General features: G+C 66.8%; 18 protein-coding genes. 17 read left to right on the forward strand and 1 reads right to left on the reverse strand.

From position 1 onward, the window contains the following. Nucleotides 1-200, forward strand: a 200-nt coding sequence (locus NE2_RS36175) for a hypothetical protein (protein ID WP_176579868.1), incomplete at its 5' end; no start/stop codon positions are given. Nucleotides 201-305: 105 nt separating this feature from the next. On the opposite strand, the gene NE2_RS03570 is transcribed toward NE2_RS36175, so the two are convergent. Next, nucleotides 306-806 carry a MarR family winged helix-turn-helix transcriptional regulator gene (locus NE2_RS03570; RefSeq protein WP_063023851.1) on the reverse strand — a complete coding sequence of 167 codons (501 nt, stop codon included), beginning with the start codon at nucleotides 804-806 and terminating at the stop codon, nucleotides 306-308. Between the two features lie 107 nt (nucleotides 807-913). On the opposite strand from NE2_RS03570, the gene NE2_RS03575 reads away from it, so the two are divergent. The 16 genes from NE2_RS03575 to fadD32 all read left to right on the forward strand — a co-directional run bounded on the left by NE2_RS03575 (nucleotide 914) and on the right by fadD32 (nucleotide 21,446). Then, a complete protein-coding gene (locus tag NE2_RS03575) occupies nucleotides 914-1,924 on the forward strand; it encodes an EamA family transporter (RefSeq protein ID WP_063023853.1) in 1,011 nt (336 codons plus the stop codon). A gap of 23 nt (nucleotides 1,925-1,947) precedes the next feature. Then, nucleotides 1,948-2,586, forward strand: a complete 639-nt coding sequence (locus tag NE2_RS03580; protein WP_063023855.1) for an NAD(P)-dependent oxidoreductase — start codon at nucleotides 1,948-1,950, stop codon at nucleotides 2,584-2,586. Between the two features lie 180 nt (nucleotides 2,587-2,766). After that, nucleotides 2,767-3,369, forward strand: coding sequence for a hypothetical protein (locus NE2_RS03585; protein WP_063023857.1), 603 nt, complete (start codon nucleotides 2,767-2,769; stop codon nucleotides 3,367-3,369). A gap of 252 nt (nucleotides 3,370-3,621) precedes the next feature. Continuing rightward, nucleotides 3,622-4,824 carry a UDP-galactopyranose mutase gene (gene glf, locus NE2_RS03590; RefSeq protein ID WP_063023859.1) on the forward strand — a complete coding sequence of 401 codons (1,203 nt, stop codon included), beginning with the start codon at nucleotides 3,622-3,624 and terminating at the stop codon, nucleotides 4,822-4,824. Nucleotides 4,825-4,861: 37 nt separating this feature from the next. Beyond that, on the forward strand, nucleotides 4,862-6,793 hold the full coding sequence (locus NE2_RS03595; protein ID WP_063023861.1) for a glycosyltransferase: 1,932 nt from the start codon (nucleotides 4,862-4,864) through the stop codon (nucleotides 6,791-6,793). Next, nucleotides 6,790-7,389 carry a phosphatase PAP2 family protein gene (locus NE2_RS03600; RefSeq protein ID WP_082857276.1) on the forward strand — a complete coding sequence of 200 codons (600 nt, stop codon included), beginning with the start codon at nucleotides 6,790-6,792 and terminating at the stop codon, nucleotides 7,387-7,389. The genes NE2_RS03595 and NE2_RS03600 overlap by 4 nt, the downstream gene beginning before the upstream one ends. A gap of 1 nt (nucleotide 7,390) precedes the next feature. After that, entirely contained in the window at nucleotides 7,391-8,338 is a 948-nt protein-coding gene (locus tag NE2_RS03605; RefSeq protein ID WP_030516799.1) for a decaprenyl-phosphate phosphoribosyltransferase, read from the forward strand. Nucleotides 8,339-8,342: 4 nt separating this feature from the next. Further along, nucleotides 8,343-10,301 (forward strand): arabinofuranosyltransferase AftB family protein, encoded by a 1,959-nt coding sequence (locus tag NE2_RS03610; RefSeq protein ID WP_063023863.1) that lies wholly within the window; start codon nucleotides 8,343-8,345, stop codon nucleotides 10,299-10,301. Between the two features lie 288 nt (nucleotides 10,302-10,589). Then, nucleotides 10,590-11,594, forward strand: coding sequence for an alpha/beta hydrolase (locus tag NE2_RS03615; RefSeq protein ID WP_245931446.1), 1,005 nt, complete (start codon nucleotides 10,590-10,592; stop codon nucleotides 11,592-11,594). Between the two features lie 368 nt (nucleotides 11,595-11,962). Then, entirely contained in the window at nucleotides 11,963-12,973 is a 1,011-nt protein-coding gene (locus NE2_RS03620) for an alpha/beta hydrolase (RefSeq protein WP_228830958.1), read from the forward strand. Nucleotides 12,974-13,465: 492 nt separating this feature from the next. Further along, the gene (locus NE2_RS03625) at nucleotides 13,466-14,395 is read left to right on the forward strand and encodes an alpha/beta hydrolase (protein ID WP_036525379.1); all 930 of its coding nucleotides are present in this window, start codon (nucleotides 13,466-13,468) and stop codon (nucleotides 14,393-14,395) included. 233 nt (nucleotides 14,396-14,628) lie between these two features. Continuing rightward, a complete protein-coding gene (locus NE2_RS03630; protein ID WP_063023867.1) occupies nucleotides 14,629-16,437 on the forward strand; it encodes an alpha/beta hydrolase-fold protein in 1,809 nt (602 codons plus the stop codon). A 133-nt stretch (nucleotides 16,438-16,570) separates the two neighbouring features. Next, nucleotides 16,571-17,119: a DUF732 domain-containing protein gene (locus NE2_RS03635; RefSeq protein ID WP_167356698.1), complete on the forward strand. Its 549-nt coding sequence runs from the start codon at nucleotides 16,571-16,573 to the stop codon at nucleotides 17,117-17,119. A 2-nt stretch (nucleotides 17,120-17,121) separates the two neighbouring features. After that, a complete protein-coding gene (locus NE2_RS03640) occupies nucleotides 17,122-18,108 on the forward strand; it encodes a cutinase family protein (RefSeq protein ID WP_063023885.1) in 987 nt (328 codons plus the stop codon). Nucleotides 18,109-18,246: 138 nt separating this feature from the next. After that, complete coding sequence (locus NE2_RS03645) at nucleotides 18,247-19,281, forward strand: LLM class F420-dependent oxidoreductase (RefSeq protein WP_030516807.1); 1,035 nt, start codon at nucleotides 18,247-18,249, stop codon at nucleotides 19,279-19,281. 242 nt (nucleotides 19,282-19,523) lie between these two features. Next, nucleotides 19,524-21,446, forward strand: a complete 1,923-nt coding sequence (gene fadD32, locus NE2_RS03650; RefSeq protein WP_181320960.1) for a long-chain-fatty-acid--AMP ligase FadD32 — start codon at nucleotides 19,524-19,526, stop codon at nucleotides 21,444-21,446. Nucleotides 21,447-21,502: the final 56 nt, after the last annotated feature.

A 21,502-nucleotide genomic window follows, 5' to 3' on the forward strand; every position in this document is an offset into this window, starting at 1 on the left:
GCGCTCCGGCCGCCGCGACCGGCGCTCCGGCTGCCGCGACCGGCGCTCTGGCCGCCGCGACCGGCGCTCCGGCTGCCGCGACCGGCACTTCGGCTGCCGCGACCGGCGCACCGGCCGACTCGTCGGCAGCGGGTATCGCGGCGCCGGACCACACCGCGCCCGTGCCGGAGGCAGCCGCTCCGCAGCAGATTCCGGGTTAGCGGACTGCACCTCGCGCGTCCGATGTGGCGCGGCCGGGTTCGCTGACACCGCCGGTCTCGCCCGCACCCGGGACCGGATCGTCGGCGCTGCCGTAGTAGCCCCGCTCAGCCCAGCGAGGTGTCGTCCAGTGATTCGGACAGCCGGCGGAGCAGGCCGGCGAGCTGGTCGAGATCGGTGCGGCTCATGCCGGACAGCAGGCGGATCTCGTTGTCGACGTGCAGCGGCATGAGCTCGTCGATCACTTCCCGTCCGCGGTCGGTGAGCTGGACTCGGATGGTTCGCCGGTCCTTCGCATCGGGAACCCGGCGGACCAGATCCTTGGCGGCCATGCGGTCGATGCGATTGGTGATCGCGCCCGAGGTCACCATGGTGGCCTTGATCAGGTCGCCGGCGGTGAGGCCGTCGGGGCCGCCGGAGCGGCGCAGCGTGGTCAGTACGTCGAACTCCCAGTATTCGAGGCCGTAGCGGGCGAAGAAGTCCTTCATCTCGCGCTCGAGCCGTCGGCCCAAGCGCTTCAGCCGGCCGATGACGTGGGTGGGCCACACGTCGAGTTCCGGGCGGACGCGACCCCAGTCCGCGACGATCCGATCCACGGCGTCGCTCATCGGTCTCCTCTCGTGCGCAATATCTCAACGTTCAGATACTTGACATTAAGACACTCGGCGGTGTCGGATTATCTCAATGTTGAGATTATCAATGAGGAGATACCGTGATGATTCGCACCGCCGCCCGCGGTTCGACTGCCGCGATCCTCGCGCTCACTGGTCTGGCCCCGCTGGTGTGGGGCACCACGTACGCCGTCACGTCCGAGTTCCTGCCGCCGGAGCGGCCGATGTTCACCGCATTGATGCGCGCCCTCCCGGCCGGATTGGTGTTGCTGGGCGCCACCCGGGTGCTGCCGCGCGGCCGTTGGATCGGCCGTGCCGCACTGCTCGGCGTGCTCAATATCGGCGCCTTCTTCCCGTTGCTGTTCCTCGCCGCATATCGGCTGCCCGGCGGTGTGGCGGCCGTGTTGAGTTCGGCCGCACCGCTGTTCGCGCTCGGATTCGCGGCGCTGCTGCTGCGGGTGCGGCCGAGCGGTCGCAAGCTGCTGGCCGGAGCGATCGGCATGCTCGGGGTGGCGCTGGTGGTGCTGCGGGCGAATGCCGCCCTGGACACGATCGGCGTGCTGGCCGGGCTGGCGGGTGCGGCATCGATGGCCGCGGGAACCGTGCTGACCGGTCATTGGGGACGGCCCGAAGGTGTCGGCCCGCTGGCGTTCACGAGCTGGCAACTGACCGCGGGCGGAGTGGTCCTGCTGCCGTTGGCGCTGCTCACCGAGGGTCCGCCGCCCGCGCTGGACGCCCCGGCGATCGGCGGATACCTCTATCTCGGCGCGCTCGGCACCGCGGCCGCCTACGCCCTCTGGTTTCGCGGTTTGGCTCGGGTGCCGGCCACGTCGGTCGCCTTCCTCGGCCTGCTGAGCCCGCTCTCCGCGGCGGTGATCGGATGGGCCGCGCTCGGACAGTCGCTGACCCCGTTGCAGGTGCTGGGCATGGTGATCGCGCTGGGTGGCACGGTGCTGGGCCAGGTGGGCGATCGCGCGCAGAAGCCGGCCGGCCGTTCGCTGTCACCGGTAACCATCGATGCGCCCGAACTCGCCGATCCCCCGCAACGTTCGTCGGACGACACCGACTCGATCGGACCCGAAGACCCTTCGGCGCACATCTCCCGAGTCCGCTGATCCCTTGGCAGGAGTGAAAGACCATGCATATCACCGTTTTCGGTGCGGCGGGAACCGCCGGCAGCCGCATCGTGCACGAGGCGCTGTCGCGCGGCCACGAGGTCACCGCCGTCGGCCGCAGCGCCGAGCGCCCGAATGTGCTGCCCGCGGCGGCGGACTTCCGCGCCGCGGACGCCACCGACCCGGCCCAGGTGAAGGATGTCACCGCCGGGAGCGATGTGGTCATCAGCGCGACCAGGCCCCGCGCCGGGCGCGAGTACGAAATGGCGGATGTGGCCGCGGCGCTGCTGGAGGGATTGCGCAACACCGGAATCCGCCTGCTGGTCGTGGGCGGCGCGGGCGATCTGATCGTGCCCGGAACCGGCTCGACCGTCATGCAGATGCCCGACTTTCCGCCGGACTGGCGGCCGATCGCCCTGGCCTGTCACGCGCAACGTGAGGTATTCCGCAGCGCGGCAACCGATGTCGGCTGGACCTACCTCAGCCCGCCGGCCCTGCTCGAGCCCGGCGAACGCCGCGGAAGCTACCGGACCGGCCTCGACGAACTGCTCAGCGACAGCACGGGCACCTCGTACATCTCGATGGAGGACCTCGCCGTCGCACTCCTCGACGAGGCCGAGAATCCGCGCCACGCCCGCACCCGCTTCACGGTCGCCTACTGAATGTTTCGGACCGACCGAACCTCGCGGACAAGGCTTTATCCCCGCCTCGAGAATCGGCCAACCATCACGGCGACGATAAGGAGACATCCGAGTGAGCCGGCTTCCCCGTGATGTGGGTTCACCTCGTACCGAGGTCGTTCGCAGGCGGTAGAGTGCCTGCCCGAGAGAAGGGGGAGGCCGATGAGCTATCCGTATGGACCCGGCTACGGGGGTAATGGTTATCCGCCGGCGGGCTATCCGCCGCCCGGGTATCCGCCCGCGGGGTATCCGGCGCCGGGGTACGCGCCCTACGGTTATCAGGAGCCGCGGCCGAGCGGTGGCGCGGCGATCACAGCGGGAGTCTTCGCACTCCTGCTGGCGCTGGTGGCCGCCTTCGGAATCGTCGGATTGCTCAGTGCGGCAAGTAGTGTGAGCCACTCCTACGGCTCCTACCGTTCGCACAGCAGCGGTTCGGCCGACATCTTCTACATCATGGCCGGGGTCGACGGCGTAATCGCGCTGCTGTGGGCCGTCGGCGGAATCATGCTGATGAACCACAAGAATGTTGGACGGGTGATGCTGGTCGTGCTGTCCTCGCTCGGACTGCTCGGTGGTCTCGCGGGGATCTTTCTGACCTTTGGTCACGGAATACCCGAAGGCGCTGTAGGCGCGATCGTCGGACTGCTGTTCGCGGTGCTGATGCTGAGCTTGACGCTGTCCGGTTCGGCGAAGCGGTGGTGTGGCGTGGGCATGCCCGCCTATCCGCCCGCCGCGTACTACGGCCAGCCTCCCTACCCGTACTGAGACGGTCGGCGGACGGGGCGCCGCCGTGGCCGGGGCGCTCGCCCATCCCGGGAGCGGTATGGGTGGCGTGTGGCTCTCGATGGGAACGGTGTCCGCGTCAACCCCCGGTGACGCCCTGGTGAACACTTCCCGGCCCCTCGCGGCGAGATTCCGCTACCCGTCCCGGTCCGCGCACGGCCGTGACCACCGTCCCCGCTACCGAGACCTACGGCGTGCAGACGCGGTGACCCGCTACGGCTACGCTGGGCTCCCGTGACCGTCGCAGCTCCCTTCGATCTGATCGTCGTCGGCTCCGGATTCTTCGGGCTGACCGTTGCCGAACGCACCGCCAACCTGCTGGGAAAGCGGGTGCTCGTGGTCGAGCGCCGCTACCACCTGGGCGGTAACGCGTATTCGGAGGCGGATCCGGAAACCGGCATCGAAATCCACAAGTACGGTGCCCACCTCTTCCACACCTCCAATAAGCGGGTGTGGGATTACGTCAATCAGTTCACCGAGTTCACCGGTTACCAGCATCGGGTCTTCGCGATGCACAAGGGGCAGGCTTACCAGTTCCCGATGGGACTCGGCCTGATCTCGCAGTTCTTCGGCCGTTATTTCAGTCCCGAGGAGGCGCGGGCGCTGATCGCGGAGCAGTCCGCAGAGATCGAGACCAAAGATGCCGCGAACCTCGAGGAAAAGGCGATTTCGCTGATCGGCCGCCCGCTCTACGAGGCGTTCGTCCGCGATTACACCGCCAAGCAGTGGCAGACCGATCCCAAGGAGCTGCCCGCCGGCAATATCACCCGGCTGCCCGTGCGATACACCTTCGACAATCGCTATTTCAACGACACCTACGAGGGTCTGCCGGTCAACGGCTACACCGCCTGGCTGGAGAAGATGGCCGAATCGGATCTGATCGAGGTGCGCCTGAATACCGATTGGTTCGAGGTGCGCGACGAAATCCGCGCGCAGAATCCGGACGCGCCCGTCGTCTACACCGGCCCGCTGGACCGCTACTTCGACTACAGCGAGGGCGAACTGGGCTGGCGCACCATCGATTTCGAGACCGAAGTGCTCGAGACCGGTGACTTCCAGGGCACCTCGGTGATGAATTACAACGATGCCGATGTGCCGTTCACCCGCATCATCGAGCCGCGCCATTTCCACCCGGAGCGCGACGGCTACCCGGAGGACAAGACCGTCATCATGCGCGAATTCTCGCGATTCGCGCAGACCGGCGACGAGCCGTACTACCCGATCAACACCCCGGAGGACCGCGCGAAACTGCTCGCCTACCGCGAGCGGGCGAAGAACGAAACCGCGACGGCCAAGGTCGTTTTCGGCGGACGTCTGGGCACCTACCAGTATCTCGACATGCATATGGCCATCGGCAGCGCGTTGAGTACCTTCGACAACGTGCTGCGCCCGCATCTGGAATCCGGCGCACCGCTCACGGCCGGCGATTCCCAGTAATGTGCCATCGGCCCGTACCGCGGATGCAGGAAGTGAAATGACCGCACAAGTGACCCTCGAGGATATGAGCACCGAGACCCGCGCGAAATCCCTGCTGCAGCGCATCATTCTGCCTCGCCCCGGCGAGCCCCTGGATGTGCGGACGCTGTACCTGGAGGAATCGGCGACGAACGCTCGCCGCGCGCATGCTCCCACGCGCACCTCGCTGTCGATCGGCGCCGAATCCGAAGTGTCGTTCTGCACCTATTTCAATGCGGTGCCGGCCAGTTACTGGCGGCGCTGGACGATTCTGGAATCGGTGGTGCTGCGCCTGGACCTGTCCGGGCACGGCCGGGTGGACGTCTACCGTTCCAAGGCCGACGGTTCCCGGATCCACGTGCGCGGCAACGAATTCGCGACGACCGCGCCGGCCGATATCACCACCGTGGAATTCGAGGTCGATCTGGCGCCGTTCGAGGACGGCGGCTGGATCTGGTTCGACATCACCACCGATTCCGCGGTCGAATTGCGCAGCGGTGGGTGGTACGCGCCGGTCGAGGCGCCCGGTGAGGGCAGCATCGCGGTGGGCATGCCGACCTTCAACCGGCCCACCGACTGTGTGAACACTCTCGCGGCCCTCGGCTCCGATCCGCTGGTGCTGGAGAAGATCAAGGCCGTGATCATTCCCGATCAGGGCAATCGCAAGGCCGTGGACGAACCCGGATTCGCCGAGGCCGCCGCGGTTCTCGGCGATCGGCTCGCCATTCACGATCAGCCGAATCTCGGTGGTTCCGGCGGATACAGCCGCGTCATGTACGAGGCGCTGAAAACCACGGACGCGCAATACATCGTCTACATGGACGACGATATCGAGATCGAGCCGGACTGCATTCTGCGCGCGCTGGCCTTCGCCCGTTTCTCGCGCACACCCACGCTGGTGGGCGGCCAGATGCTGAATCTGCAGGAGCGTTCGCATCTGCACACCATGGGCGAAGTGGTCGACCGCGGCATCTGGATGTGGACCGCGGCGCCGAATGTCGAATACGACCACGATTTCTCGAAGTATCCGCTGCGCGACCGCGACAATTCCAAACTGCTGCACCGGCGCATCGATGTCGATTTCAACGGCTGGTGGACCTGCGTCATCCCGCGCGTGGTGGCCGAGCAGATCGGTCAGCCGCTGCCGCTGTTCCTGAAGTGGGACGACGTGGAGTACGGGCTGCGCGCCCGGGCGGCCGGATATCCGACGGTCACGCTGCCGGGTGCGGCGGTATGGCACATGGCGTGGAGCGACAAGGACGACGCCATCGACTGGCAGGCGTATTTCCACCTGCGCAACCGCCTGGTGGTCGCGGCGCTGCACCTCGGCAACGACGGCCGTCCGATGATCGTCAATACGGTCAAGGCGACGCTGAAACATCTGCTGTGCCTGGAATATTCGACGGTCGCCATTCAGAACCAGGCGATTCGCGATTTCCTCGCCGGACCGGACAAGCTGTTCGAACTGCTGCCCACCGCGCTGGGCCAGGTCGCCGCGATGCGCAAGGAATTCCCGGATGCGGTGATCGTCGGCTCCTCGACGGACCTGCCGCTGCCCAGCGGCGCCGATGTGGGCGCGGTCGGTGAACCGTCGAATCCGCTGGCCAAGATCGTCCGGCTCGGCAAAGGCGTGGTGCACAACCTGCGCAAGGCCAAGACCGAACATCACGATCGCCCGCAGTTGAACGTCCCGACACTGGACGCGCGTTGGTTCCTGCTCTCGCAGGTCGACGGGGTTACCGTGACCACAGCCGACGGGCGTGGCGTGGTCTACCGCAAGCGCGATCCGCGTCAGGCCCGGGAGCTGTTCACCGAGGCGATGCGGTTGCGCCGGGAACTGGCCGCGCGGTTCCCCGAACTGCGGGAGCGGTACCGTGCCGCACACGCGCGCTTGACCAGCACCGCGGCCTGGGAGAACGCGTTCGGAATCAACACTAGTGAGGACAAATGACCGCCCCAGCCTCCTCCGATCCGGCCGGCGCCCCGCATTTGCAGGTGGTGGCGGACCCCGAGGTCTCCAAGCCCGCGGAGGTCAAGATCCTCAACGCTGTCCAGGGCGCCATCGGCACCCCGCCGGTGATCAAGGCCGCGCGCGGGATGTCGCATTTCGGTGAGCACGCGCTCGGCTGGATGGCCATCGGCGCCGCGGGCGCACTGGTCGACAAGTCCCGCCGGCGTCAGTGGGCCGGAGTCGCGGTCGGCGCCTTCGGGGCGCACGCCGCCTCGGTCGTCATCAAGCGCGTCGTCAGGCGCCCGCGCCCGCACGATCCATCGGTGCAGGTCAACGTGTCGACGCCGAGCAAACTGAGCTTCCCGTCCTCGCACGCCACTTCCACGACGGCGGCGGCCGTGTTGCTCGGGAAGTTGACCGGGCTACCCTTGCCTGCGGTGCTCGTGCCGCCGATGCTGCTCTCCCGGGTCGTTCTGGGAGTGCACTATCCCTCCGACGTGCTCGCCGGATCCGCTCTGGGTGCGGCATCCGCCGCAGCCGTGCTAGCCGCCGAAAAGAGATTCGCCAGTGACCGCACAGGAAAGAACCCTCGCTGATATGAGTGAAGAGCCGACCGGCACCGACCTCGACGAAGCCGTCCTCAAGGGTCCGCCGAAGACGCTGGCCGGCGGAATCGTCAAGGCCGTGCGGCCACGGCAGTGGGTGAAGAACGTCCTCGTGCTGGCGGCGCCGCTGGCCGCGGGCAAGGACGCGGCCTCCGGTGCGTACGTGCTGGCGGATGCGACCGTGGTCGCCCATATCGCGATCGCGTTCGTCGTGTTCTGCATGGCGGCCTCGGGTATCTACCTGGTCAACGACGCGCTCGACGTCGAGGCCGACCGCGCGCACCCCACCAAGCGCTTCCGGCCCATCGCGGCCGGCGTGGTGCCGGTGAACCTGGCGTATTCGCTCTCCGCGGTGCTGCTGGTCGGCTCGATCGCGGCGTCGTTCCTGGCGTCCTGGCATCTGGCCGTCGTGATGGCGGTCTACATCGGCATTCAGCTGGCTTACTGCTTCGGCCTGAAACACCAAGCGGTGCTCGACATCTGCATCGTGTCCTCGGGCTTCCTGCTGCGCGCGGTCGCCGGTGGCGCGGCCGCCGATATCCGGCTCTCGCAGTGGTTCCTGCTGATCATGGCCTTCGGTTCGCTGTTCATGGCGGCCGGTAAGCGCTACGCGGAGTTGAAGATCGCGCTCGACACCGGCGCCAAGATCCGCAAGTCGCTGCAGTACTACACACCCACCTACCTGCGCTTCATCTGGACCCTGTCGGCCACCGCGGTGGTGGTCTTCTACGGTCTGTGGGCCTTCGAAACCGATCACAAGCACACCCAGTGGTTCGCGATCTCGATGATCCCGTTTACCATCGCAGTCCTGCGCTACGCGGTCGACGTCGATGGCGGCGAGGCCGGGGAACCCGAAGAGATCGCGCTGGGGGATCGCATATTGCAGCTCCTGGCCATCGCCTGGATCGGAGCGGTAGGTGTCGCTGTCTATCTCACCTGACGAGATGCTGGTAGCGGGAGACGAACACGGGAAGGGGGCAGACGCGGAGTCGTCCGATCGCGCACTACAGCGCGATGGCGATGCCGCGCGCCGCTTTTCGGTGCTCTCCCGCACGGTATTCGTCGGTGGGGTGCTCGTCACCGTCGCGTTGTTCGGTATCGGTGCCTGGCAACGGCGCTGGATCGCCGACGACGGCCTGATCGTCCTGCGCACCGTGCGCAATCTGCTGGCCGGAAACGGCCCGGTCTTCAACGCCGGCGAGCGGGTGGAGACCAATACCAGCGCGGCCTGGACGTATGTGATCTGGTTCTTCAGCTGGGTCAGCGACGCCCGGCTCGAATACGTCAGCCTGGCTGTCGCGCTGACCCTTTCGCTGCTGGCGGTCGTCTTCGCCATGGTGGGTTCGGCGCGGTTGTGGCGCCCGGTCACCCGCACCGCGCCGACGCTGCTGCTGCCCGCCGGTGCGTTGGTCTACATCGCCGTGCCGCCGGCTCGCGACTACGCCACCTCGGGCCTGGAGAACTGCCTGGTCATCTTCTGGCTCGGCGTGCTGTGGTGGTTGCTGCTGCGCTGGAGTCAGGACGAGAAGCCCGGCCTGGCAAAACTTCTCGTGGCCGGCTTCTGGGCCGGATTGTGCTGGGTGGTCCGCCCGGAGATGACCGTCATCGGCGGTCTGGCGCTGCTGATGCTGTTCTTCGCACCGGTGCCGCGTACCCGGTTGCGCCCGGTGCTCATTCGCGCGCTGCTGGTGGCGGTCGGCGGCGCGGTGCCGGTCGGCTATCAGATCTGGCGCATGGGCTACTACGGCCTGCCCTATCCGAACACCGCGGTGGCCAAGGAGGCCGGCGGCGCGAAATGGGGCCAGGGCCTGAAATATCTGTGGGATCTGGTCGGCCCGTACTACCTGTGGATTCCGCTGCTGGTCCTCGTCGTGGTGACCGCCGTGCTGCTGCGCGGGCGGGGCCGCCGGACTCCCGATGCCAAACCGTCCGGCGAGACCGGACGACGGATCCGGCTGCAGCGGTGGCTGCGCTCCCCGGCCGCGGTGGTGACGCTGATGGTCGGCGGCGGTCTGCTGCTGGTGCTGTTCAATATGCGCGTCGGCGGCGACTTCATGCACGGCCGCATGCTGCTGCCGCAGCTGTTCTGCCTGATGCTGCCGGTTTCGGTGCTGCCCGTGCGGTTGCCGGTCGGCGACCGTTCCGAATGGCTGCGGTGGTCGTTCGCCCTGCCGCTGATCGCCTGGGCCGGGACGGTCGGCTGGGCGCTGTTCGCTGCCAACACCACCGCCGATACCTCGGGCGGGCAGATCAGTGCCTCGGGCATCGTGGACGAGCGGATCTACTACGTCCTCAACAGCGGGCACGACCACCCCGTGCTGGCCGAGGACTATCTGGACTACCCGCGCATGCGGGCCATGCTGCAGGACATCGCCGCCACGCCGGACGGTGGCCTGCTGATCAACTCGCCCTCGTTCATGATGTGGTACGTCGCGCCGCCGCCGCTGCCGATTCCGCCGGGCGGGTACGGGCACACCGTCTACTTCCTCAACCTGGGCATGACCAGCATGAACGTGCCGCTCAGCGTGCGCGTCATCGACCAGGAGGGCCTGGCCTACCCGTTGGCCGCGCATACCGACCGGCTGGCCGACGGACGTATCGGACACGACAAGAACCTGTATCCGGACTGGGTGATCGTCGATACCGGTATGGTCGACCAGCATCCGTGGATGCCGTGGTTCCTCGACGAGAAGTGGGTGCGCCAGGCGCGGACCGCGCTGTCGTGCCCGGCGACTCAGGACCTGCTTGCCTCATATCGAGCCCCGCTGACCTGGGATCGGTTCAAGCACAATGTCATCCAGTCGCTGCATTTCGCGAAGTACCGCATCGACCGGGTGCCCAAATACGAGATCCAGCGTTGCCATCTGGTGGACCCGACGGCACCGCCCCCGGTGCCGAACTAGACCGCCGACGGCAACGAAGAAGTCGTGTATTAGTCTCGGTTTGATAACGCCGACGTATCGATTTCACGATACGCTCGGTGACGGACGTCCGTCGGGGGCGCATCTCCGCATGCGCACGGGTGATCATTCGCAGAGAAGAACAGCGGTCGGACGGGCCGCGCTACGGGAAAGGCCGGACAGGATATGCGAGGCGTGACTGTGCGATGGGTGCAGCAGAGACGTCGGAGACGGTCGCAGCAGCCGTCGGCGCCTCATCGAGCCGGGTGGCTCAAGCGGTCCGCGGTGGGCGTGGCTTTGGCGACGTTGCTGCCGTTCGGGGTGTCGGTGGCAGAGGCCGGACATGCGGCCGCCGCCTTCAATCCGACGGGTATCGACTTTTGGGTCGATTCGTCGATGGGCCCGATCAAGTCGCGCATCTTCCGTGCGGCCGACGGCAACACCGGACGGGTGGTGTACGCCCTCGACGGTATGCGCGCCCAGGGCGACATCAGCGGCTGGGAGAAGGAAACCAACATCATCCCGGCGTTGGTCAACGCCAACATCAACGTGGTGATGCCGGTCGGCGGTCCGTCGAGCTTCTACGCCGACTGGAACGCGCCGAGCAACTTCTTCGGCATCGATACCGGTTCGGCCGGCTCCTCCGGCTCCGCCTCGACCGGCTCGGCGATGACCGGTTCCTCGAACTACAACGAGACGCTGGGCAAGGTCAACACCTACAAGTGGGAAAGCTTCCTCACCCAGGATCTGCCCAACGCCCTCAGTTCGCGGTTGGGCTTCAGTTCGCACCGCAACGGCGTCTTCGGCCTGTCGATGGGCGGTAGTGCCGCCCTGACCCTGGCCGCGTACCACCCGGACCAGTTCAGCTACGCGGGCTCGTTCTCGGGCTACCTGAACATCTCGGCACCGGGTATGCGTGAGGCCATGCGCGTGGCGATGCTGAGCGCCGGTGGGTACAACATCGACGCCATGGCGCCGCCGTGGGGCCCGCAGTGGTTGCGGATGGATCCGTTCGTGTTCGCGCCGCGGTTGAAGGCCAACAACACTCGGCTGTGGGTCGCGGCCGGCAGCGGCATCCCGTCGCCGCAGGACGCGGTCGCGCCGCTCGACATCATCCAGGGGTCGCCGCTGGAGGCGTTGGCGCTGGCCAACACCCGCGCCTTCCAGGTCCGCATGATGACCCTGGGAGCCGGCAACGTGACCTACGACTTCCCGAACGTGGGTGTGCACAACTGGCACAACTGGGAGGACGAGGTCTATCGGATGCTCCCGGATATGTCGGCCAATATCGGCTGATATCAGCACGACTCACAGCCCCGCAGCGGATGTCCGCTGCGGGGCTGTGTCGTATGCGGAGTCGCCCTGACGGCCTGTGCCGCAGATCACCTTTCGGACTATTTCCGTGTTGAATCATTCGGTCGCGCTACTCGATCACCGATACTCGATTGGTATCGAGGAACCCTCCAGTACAGCGGCGAGTGCCTTCGCCGAAACGCTTTGTCTGTGTTGTCCGGAACGAGCGGTGGTTCGTGCGGTGTGGGATCGGTTGCGACCGCCGCTTCTGGCGAAAGGCCGTGTCGATGCGAATTGCGCGCAGGAAGCCGTTGCTCGGAGGAAGGCCCGGTCACGGGCCGGGTTCGTGGCTCAGGCGCTCGGCGCTGGGCATGGCATTGGCACTGTTGCTGCCACTGGGAGTTTCGGTCCTCGGCAACGGCGCGACCGCATCGGCGGCATTCGACCCGTCGGGCTTCGACTTCTGGGTCGATTCTCCTGTGATGGGCGCGGTCAAGTCCCGTATTTTCCGGGCCAAGGACGGCAACACCGATCGCGTGGTCTACGCGCTCGACGGTTTGCGGGCACCCCAGACGTTGAACGGCTGGGAGATCGAGACGAATGTCGCGCAGGTGCTGACCGACTGGAATATCAACGTGGTCATGCCGGTCGGCGGCCAATCCAGCTTCTACGCCGACTGGAATGCGCCCAGCTCGTTCTTCGGCATTCCGCCGAGCAATTTCGGTTCGGCCAACACCGGATCCGGTGCGACCGAGACATTCCTGGGCGGGCCGGGGAAGGACTATCGATACGACTGGGAGACGTTCCTGACCGGCCAGTTGCGCAATGCCCTGCGTGATCGGCTCGGGTTCCGGGCGAGCCGCAACGGCGCGTTCGGATTGTCGATGGGTGGTAGCGCCGCGCTGACGCTGGCCGCGTATCACCCGGACCAGTTCAGCTTCGCCGGATCGTTCTCGGGCTATCTGAACATTTCCGCCCCCGGTATGCGTGAGGCGATTCGGATGGCGATGATCGACGCGGGCGGCTACAACGTCGATTCGATGGCTCCGCCGTGGGGCCCACAGTGGCTGCGAATGGACCCGTTCGTATTCGCGCCGCGCCTGATCGCGAACAACACCCGGCTCTGGATCGCGGCCGGCAGCGGTGTGCCGTCGCAGGAGGACCTGGGCCTGCCACTGCCGGCGGCCGCCGACCACATCATGCGCGGTGCGCCGCTGGAGGTGCTGGCATTGGCGAATACCCGGGCCTTCCAGGTGCGGATGGCGACGCTGGGCGCGACCAACGCGGTGTATTCGTTCCCGAATGTCGGTGTGCACGACTGGTTCAACTGGCAAGCCGAGGCATACCGGATGATTCCGGACCTTTCGGCGAATATCGGCTGAACATCCGCGCCATCTCGGGCCCCGGCCGAAACCGCCGGGGCCCGAGCCATGTTCGGTGTTTCCTGGTGAAATTTACCGGCGCAGTAGTTGATTCGTCATTTCACGCTGTCATTTCCGGCCGGACGCGATAGGGTCACTGCACGATTACGAATGGCGCACGGGCGGATTTCAGCCACCCGGCGGGGTCCGTGTTGCTAACGATTGGGCGGTCGAATATCGTCCAGCGAGCGCAAGTGTGACCGTTCGTAGCCGCGGCGTCGCTCATGTCGAAAGGTCGGGTTCGACGTGGGTGCAGATCATGCCGTCGCTGACGGAAGTGGTCGTGGCGCGGCGACAACAGCAGACAGCAGCAGAAAGAGAGCAGTATCCATGCGTTTCGGCAGGTCGGCCGCGCCGGTTTCGCATTCGGCGCTCGCGCCGGAGTCAGCCCCCAGAGGGCGGCGAGGCGCTCAGCGTGGTTGGCGCACACGACTTCTCGCTGCGGGTGCCGCGATGGCACTCCCGATTGCGGCGGGCATCATGGCTCCGGCCGCCATCGCCGCTCCCGTTCACGCACCCGTGCACCAGACTCCCGCGGGCGGCTACGACGAACTGATGGTTCCGTCGAGCATGGGCCCCATCAAGGTGCAGGTGCAGTGGGCGCGCAACGGCGGTAACGCGGCGCTGCTGCTGCTGGACGGCCTGCGCGCGCGCGACGACCGCAACGCCTGGTCGTTCGAGACCAACGCGCAGCAGATGTTCGGCAACGACAACGTCACCCTGGTGATGCCGGTGGGTGGCCAGTCCAGCTGGTACGCCGACTGGCAGGGCCCGAGCAACACCAACGGCCAGAAGTTCACCTACAAGTGGGAAACGTTCCTCACCAAGGAACTTCCGGACTTCCTCAGCAACTACGGGGTTTCGCGGACCAACTACGCGGTCGCCGGTCTGTCGATGAGTGGTCCGGCGGCGCTGCGCCTGGCGGCGTTCCACCGGGACCAGTTCAAGTACGCGGCCTCGTTCTCCGGTCCGCTGAACTGGAACGCCCCCGGTATGCGCGAGGCGATTCGCGTGATGATGCTCGACGCCGGCCGCTTCAACGTCGACTCGATGGCCGCGCCGTGGAGCCCGCAGTGGCTGCGATCGGACCCGATGGTGTTCGCGCCGCAGCTGCGCGGTCTGCCGATGTACATCTCGGCCGCCAGTGGTCTGCCCGGTCAGTACGACCACCCGAACGGCCTTGTCGGTGCGTTCAATACCGGTAACGCCATGGGCATCGAGTTGATCTCGATGGTCAGCACCCACTCGTTCAAGGCTCGCCTGGACTCGCTGGGCATTCCGGCCGCCTACGACTTCCCGCCCACGGGCACCCACGCCTGGCTCTACTGGCAGGACGAGCTGGCCAAGGCTCGCACGGGCATTCTGGCCGCACTGAACGCCTGATCAAGGGCCGTAACAACAGCTGAACCCGGCGCCGCGCAGATCTGATCTGCGCGGCGCCGGCATGTTGCGGGCGGGCGCCGGTTGCGTTGTGCGCTGCGATTTCTCAGGTTTGCTGTCCGCGCGTCCTACCGCCTCGAGCCGTCCGGGCGCGGTACAACACTCCTGTGGCAGGTGTGGCATCTGGTAGACGGGGGACGGTTCGTCGCGGCCGCTGGGGCCGTCGACGACTCGCGATGCTGGCCGCTGCCGTGGTCGTGTCGATCGCCTCCGGAATCAGCGTCGCACCGCTCCCGGCATTCGCCGAACCCGCCGCGGTGCCCGCACCGGCCGGGGCGACGATCGGGAAGGTCGTCTGGCTGACCGATCGCCGCGTCGCCCTGTGGGTGAATTCGCCGTCCATGGGTTCACCCGTCCAGGTGCAACTACTGCTGGCCCGCGACTGGAATTCCCGCCCGGACGCGCGATTTCCGCTGCTGTTCATGCTCGACGGCCTGCGCGCTCAGGACGACGAGAGCGGCTGGACCAAGGATGCCGGGGCCGCCGACTTCTACGCGGACAAGAACGTCACCGTGGTGCTGCCCATCGGCGGCCAGTCGAGCTTCTATTCCGACTGGGTGCAGCAGGACAACGGCAAGAACTACAAGTGGGAAACCTTCCTGACCAAGGAATTGCCGCCCCTGCTGGAGAACCAGTGGCGCGCCACCGATGCCCATGGCGTCGAGGGGCTTTCGATGGGCGGTACGGCCGCGATGTTCCTGGCCGGCCGCAATCCCGGCTGGGTGAAGTACGCGGCCTCGTATTCGGGCTTCCTGACCACTACGAGTGTCGGTATGCCACAGGCGATCATGTTCGCGATGCGCGACGCCGGCGGATTCGACGCCAACGCCATGTGGGGCCCGCCGACGAATGCCGAGTGGTCCGAACACGATCCGTATCAGCTGGCGCCCAAGCTGAAGGGCATCAGCCTGTACGTTTCCGCCGGCAGCGGCACCACCGGCGCCTACGACAAGCCCTCCGACATCCCGGGCATCAGCACCAATTACGCCGGGATGGGCCTGGAAATGCTGTCCCGGCTGACCAGTCAGAACTTCGTCGACAAGCTGAACAAGCTGTCGATTCCGGTCCAGGCCAATTACCGCCCCTCCGGCACACATTCGTGGCCGTACTGGGATTTCGAGATGCGTCAGTCCTGGCCCCAGGCCGCGGCCGCGCTCGGCGTGGAGGCCGACAAACCCGCCTGCGCGGTGAACGGCGCGGTCGCCGCGGCCGTGCAGATCGACAAGTGGCTGGGTGACTGCGTCACCGGCGAATACCAGGTGACCAACGGCAGCGCGCAGGACTTCAAGGGCGGCCGGATGTTCTGGTCGCAGGCCACCGGCGCGCATGCCGTCGCGGGAGCGATCGGCGGGACCTATCAGGCGACGGCCGGACCGGGCGGCCCGCTAGGCTTGCCCACCGCCGCCGAACAGCCACTGCCGGACGGTCAGGGCCGCTTCCAGACGTTCCAGGGCGGTTCGGTCTATTGGACGCCGCAGACCGGCGCCCAGGTGATCCGCGGGGCGATTCTCGCCGAATGGGAGCGACAGGGCTTCGAACGTGGCCCCGCCGGCTATCCGACCGGGCCGGAGGTCAGGACGCCGAACAAGGACGGCGTGGTGCAGGGCTTCCAGGGCGGTCCGATGTACTTCAGCGACAAGACCGGGGCGCACCGGGTGCAGGGCCTGATCCTCGGCAAGTACGCGCAGATGGGCTTCGAGAACAGCTGGCTCGGTTTCCCGGCCGCCGAGGAACAGCCGACCAAGGATCTGGGCCGCTACAGCAAGTTCGAGGGCGGCAACATCTACTGGAGTCCGCTCTCGGGGGCATGGGCCGTGCGCAACGGACCGATCATGGACGCGTGGGGGCAGCAGGGCTTCGAGAACGGCAAGCTCGGCTACCCGATCAGCGACGAGTTCCCGGTGCCCGGGGGGGTGCAGCAGAACTTCCAGACCGGATTCGTCGTCGTGCGCGACGGCAAACCGCCCGAGGTACACGGAGCCTAGGGCGATAAATCACCTTTAAGTGGTTGATGAGGGTTCCGGCCATGGGATCCCTGTCCGCGCCGGTTGCCGTTAACCTGGAGCGCGACCTGCTAGGAGTTCTAGCCCTCAGCGAACTAGATCGAGGACACGATTCATGCTTCGGACCCGTCCGGTCGGAGAACGGTACATCGCCGGTGGCAAGGTCGCCGGCATCATGGTCGCGCTGGCGGCCACGGGATTACTGGCCGCCTGCGGCGGTAACGATTCCACGGCGTCGAGCACGCCCACGGTGAAGCCGTCCACCACGACCGCCACGGTCGCGCCCGCGCAGAGTGCGCCGAACAGCGCGCCGGCGGCGCCCGAGCCGACCCAGGAACAGGCCCCGGCCACCAGCACCGCGAACGAGCGTCCGGAGCCGGCGCAGCCGAACTCGGGTGACAACACGCAGCTGTCGGCGAAGGATCAGGCCTATCTGGACGAGTTGAAGAAGCGCGGGGTGAATCCGTCCAGCCCGGACATCGCGATCACCGCGGCCAACTACGTCTGCCAGAGCAAGGCGAGCGGCGCCTCCGATCAGGAGGTCAAGACGTTCGTGAACGCGATGGCGGGCACCGACCCGTCCTTCGATCCGCAGAAGATGTCGGTTGAACAGGCGGGCCAGATCTACATCGACGTCGCGACCCAGTCCTACTGCAACAAGTGAACGTGCGACGACGTTCCGGATACGCCGCGGGCGGTCCCGGCCGCAACCGGCGGCCGGGCTGTCTGCTGTTCGTGCTGATCGCGGTCCTGGTGGCGATCGTGGCGCTGGTGCTGTGGTTCGTGCTCGCGGGCCGGCTGCACGTCCCGAAGCCCGGACCGCCGAAGCCCGGTAAGCCCAGCAGCCAGCCGGCCTCCTGCCCGGATGTGCAGTTACTGGCGATTCCCGGCACCTGGGAGTCGAGCAGCAACGACGACCCGCACGGTCCGACGGCCAATCCGGCGTCGTTGATGCTGCATGTGACCAATCCGGTGCGCCAGCAGTTCCCGGAGTCCCGGCTCGATGTCTACACAGTCCCCTACGTCGCGCAATTCTCCAATCCGATCGCGATTCCGCCGGACGGTCAATCGTCCTACAACAACAGCCGGTCCGAGGGCACGCAGCGCGCGCTGGCGGAACTCACCGATATGTCGAAGAACTGCCCGCTCACCAACTATGTGATCGCCGGATTCTCGCAGGGCGCCGTGATCGCGGGTGATATCGCGGCGCAGATCGGCGCCGGGCAGGGACCGGTCGCCGCCGACCAGGTTCTCGGTGTGACGCTGATCGCCGACGGCCGTCGCGTGAACGGGCCCGGACAGGCTGGTGAGATCGGGGTCTCCCCGCCGGGTGTGGGCGCGGAGGTCGCGCTGAAGGGCCTGTCGGTTCCGGGCATCACCATGACGGGGCCACGTGCCGGTTTCGGTTCGCTGGCCGGGCGCACGAACACCATCTGCGCGCCCGGGGATCTGATCTGCGACGCCCCGCAGCAGGCGCTGAATCCGGTGAATATCGTGCCCAGCCTGATGACCCTGGTCCATGCCGTGGGCAATCCGGTGCACAGCCTCTACAACACCTTCCAGGTGGACGATCAGGGCACCACGGCCACCCAATGGACGGCCGCCTGGGCCGAGGGGCTGATCAAGGACGCGCCCCACCCGGCGCACGGCTGACGACCAGCGGTGACCGCGGTCGCCGGAGCTCCCGGGAAAAAAGTAAACCCGAGGGTCACTCAGATTTTGGTGAAGGCTGTAAAGTGCAGCGATGATCGCGCCACAGCGCACATCCGCACAGCCAGGAGCAGAGAGTTCATGACAGAAGCCGCCGCCGCCGGCGCGACCAGCGGTGTCGAGATGACAGCGCTGGGTGTTCCGGCGCGCGCGTTCCGATTCGCTGCTGCCGGTGAAGGAAATCAGCAGGAGGGCGGTGCGCGGAAATTCGTCAAGCTCGCCCAGCAGGCCGAGGAATACGGATACGACTCCTTCGCGATTCCGGACCACCTCGGCCCCCAGGTCGGACCGATCGCCGCGCTCGGCGCGCTGGCCGTGGCCACCGACCGCATCCGGATCGGAACCTCGGTGCTGGCCAACGGTTTCCGGCATCCGGTGGTGCTGGCCAAGGACGCCGCGACCATCGACGTGCTCTCGCGCGGGCGGCTGGAACTCGGCGTCGGCGCGGGCTGGATCAAGAGCGAATTCGAAGCCGCCGGCCTGCCCTACGAATCGCCGGGCGTGCGGTTGGAGAAGCTGGACGAGGCGCTGACCATTCTCGATGTGCTCCTGCGCGGGCAGGAATGCCATTTCGAGGGCAAGCACTATCAGGTGCGCGGCATCAAGGGCACGCCGCGGCCGCGGCAGGGCCCGCGCCCGCCGCTGGTGACCGGCGGTGGTGGCCCCAAGATGTTGCGGCTGGCCGCCAAGCACGCCGACATCATCTCGGTCGTGCCGCGCACGACCAAGACCGGTAAGGGCCTGCTGTCGGGAATCACCCTCGAGAAGACCATCGAGAAGGTGAATCTCATCAAGGAGGCCGCCGGGGACCGGTTCCCCGACATCGAACTCAACTGGACCATCACCGCCGTCGTGATCACCGACGATCGCGAGCGCACGGCCGAGATGGCGTTGGCCGCCCTTGACAAGGGTTTGCACCCGGATCTCGAGGTCGATGTCCAGCTGTCGGTGGAAGACATCCTGAATTCGCCCTATGTGGCCATCGGCACATTCGAGGAGATCGCCGAGCAGATCCGTAACGTGCGGCGATTGACATCGATGTCCTATGTCGGAGTGTTTCCGACCCAGATGGATGCTTTCGCACCGGTGATCCCCTTGCTGCGAGAGGAGCCGTAGCGAGTCGCCACCGTGCAAGCCGGGGAATCGTTCGGCTCGCTCCGGAGACCGCTTCGGGGCCTGCTCTGTAACATGTCCCTGGCTCGAGTACATCTAGCCGATAGGTGGTCACCGCGCAGACCACCGGAAAAAGCTGCAGGCATGCTCTCGCACCACAGAGCGCCCGCGGGTGAAAGAGAGTCGGGGCCTCACAGGTAACAGCGGCCATGTCGCCGTGCTGCGTGTGCCTCGGAGGAGAAGGAATGACGGACGAGACTTTCGACGATTACCTGGACGAAACCGGGAACATCGCAATTCCCGAGGGCCGCACCCTGGTCGATTACGTCGAGAAGCACACCCGCAACGATGCGAACGATCTTGCGTATCGCTATATCGACTACTCCCGCGAGCGCGACGGGGAGTATCAGGACCTGACCTGGAAGGAATTCGGCGTCCGGCTGCGCGCGGTGGCCGCTCGCCTGCAACAGGTGACCAAACCCGGCGACCGGGTGGCGATCCTGGCGCCGCAGGGCCTGGACTATGTGATCTCCTTCTTCGCCGCCATCTACGCCGGCACCATCGCGGTGCCGCTGTTCGATCCGGACGAGCCGGGCCACACCGACCGCCTGCACGCCGTGCTGGGCGACTGCAAGCCGTCGGCGATTCTGACGGCCAGCTCCTCGGCCGCCGGCGTGCGCCAGTTCTTCCGGCCGCTGCCGGCCGCGCAGCGTCCGCGCATCATCGCCGTCGACGCGGTGCCCGACACTCTCGGCGAGTCCTGGGTGCGGCCGAATCTGGCCGTCGACGACATCGCCTACCTGCAGTACACCTCGGGTTCGACCCGGACCCCGGCCGGCGTGGAGATCACCCACCGCGCGGTCGGCACCAACCTGCTGCAGATGGTTCACGCCATCAACCTGGACTGGAACTCGCGCGGTGTCACCTGGCTGCCGCTGTACCACGACATGGGCCTGCTGTGCGTGATCCTGCCGGCGATCGGCGGTAAGTACATCACCATCATGTCGCCGAGCGCCTTCGTCCGGCGCCCGGGTCGCTGGATCTCCGAGCTCGCCGCGGTATCCGACGGTGCCGGCACCTTCGCCGCCGCGCCGAACTTCGCCTTCGAGCACGCCGCGGCGCGCGGTCTGCCGAAGAACGGCGAAACGCTGGATCTGTCGAACGTGATCGGCCTGATCAACGGCAGTGAGCCGGTGACCACCTCGTCGATGAAGAAGTTCAACGAGGCATTCGCCCCCTACGGGCTGCCCAAGACCGCGATCAAGCCCTGCTACGGCATGGCCGAGGCGACCCTGTTCGTCTCCGCGACGCGGGCCGAGGACGAGGCCAAGGTCATCTACGTCGACCGCAACGAACTCAACGCCGGCCGCGTGGTGAAGGTCGACCAGAGCGCGCCGAACGCGATCGCGCAGGTGAGCTGTGGCTACATCGCGCTGTCGCAGTGGGCCGCGATCGTCGACCCCGAATCCATCGACAGCCCCGAGGGCGCGCAGGAGCTGCCCGAGGGCCGCGTCGGCGAAATCTGGTTGCACGGCAACAACATCGGCATCGGTTACTGGGGTCGCGAGGAGGAAACTCGCAAGACCTTCAAGAACCTGCTGACCAACCGCCAGGCCGAGGGCTCGCACGCCGCCGGCACCCCGGACGACGCGATCTGGCTGCGCACCGGCGACTACGGCGTCTACGTCGACGGCGAGCTGTACATCACCGGCCGCGTCAAGGACCTGGTGATCGTCGACGGCCGCAACCATTACCCGCAGGACCTGGAGTTCTCCGCGCAGGAGGCCAGCAAGATGCTGCGTCCGGGCTTCATCGCGGCGTTCTCGGTGCCGGCCAACCAGCTGCCGGCCGAGGTATTCGCCTCGGACAGCCACGCCGGTCTGAAGTACGACGCCGACGATGCCTCCGAGCAGCTGGTGATCGTGGCCGAGCGGGGCCCGGGCGCGCACAAGGCCGACCCGCAGCCGATCGCCGACGCGGTGCGCGGTGCGCTGTCGCAGCGTCACGGCGTGACCGTGCGTGACGTGCTGCTGGTGCCCGCCGGTTCGATTCCGCGTACCTCGAGCGGCAAGCTGGCACGCCGGGCGTGCCGGGCCGCGTATCTGGAGGGCACCCTGCGCGGCGGCTATCAGCAGCAGGCCTTCCCCGACGCACCGGACGAAGAGTAAGTCGTGTTCTCGGTGAATTCCCACCGTGCCGAGATCGGGGTTTCTCGTCGCCCCGG

It is taken from the genome of Nocardia elegans NBRC 108235 (assembly GCF_001612845.1).
Taxonomy (GTDB): domain Bacteria; phylum Actinomycetota; class Actinomycetes; order Mycobacteriales; family Mycobacteriaceae; genus Nocardia; species Nocardia nova.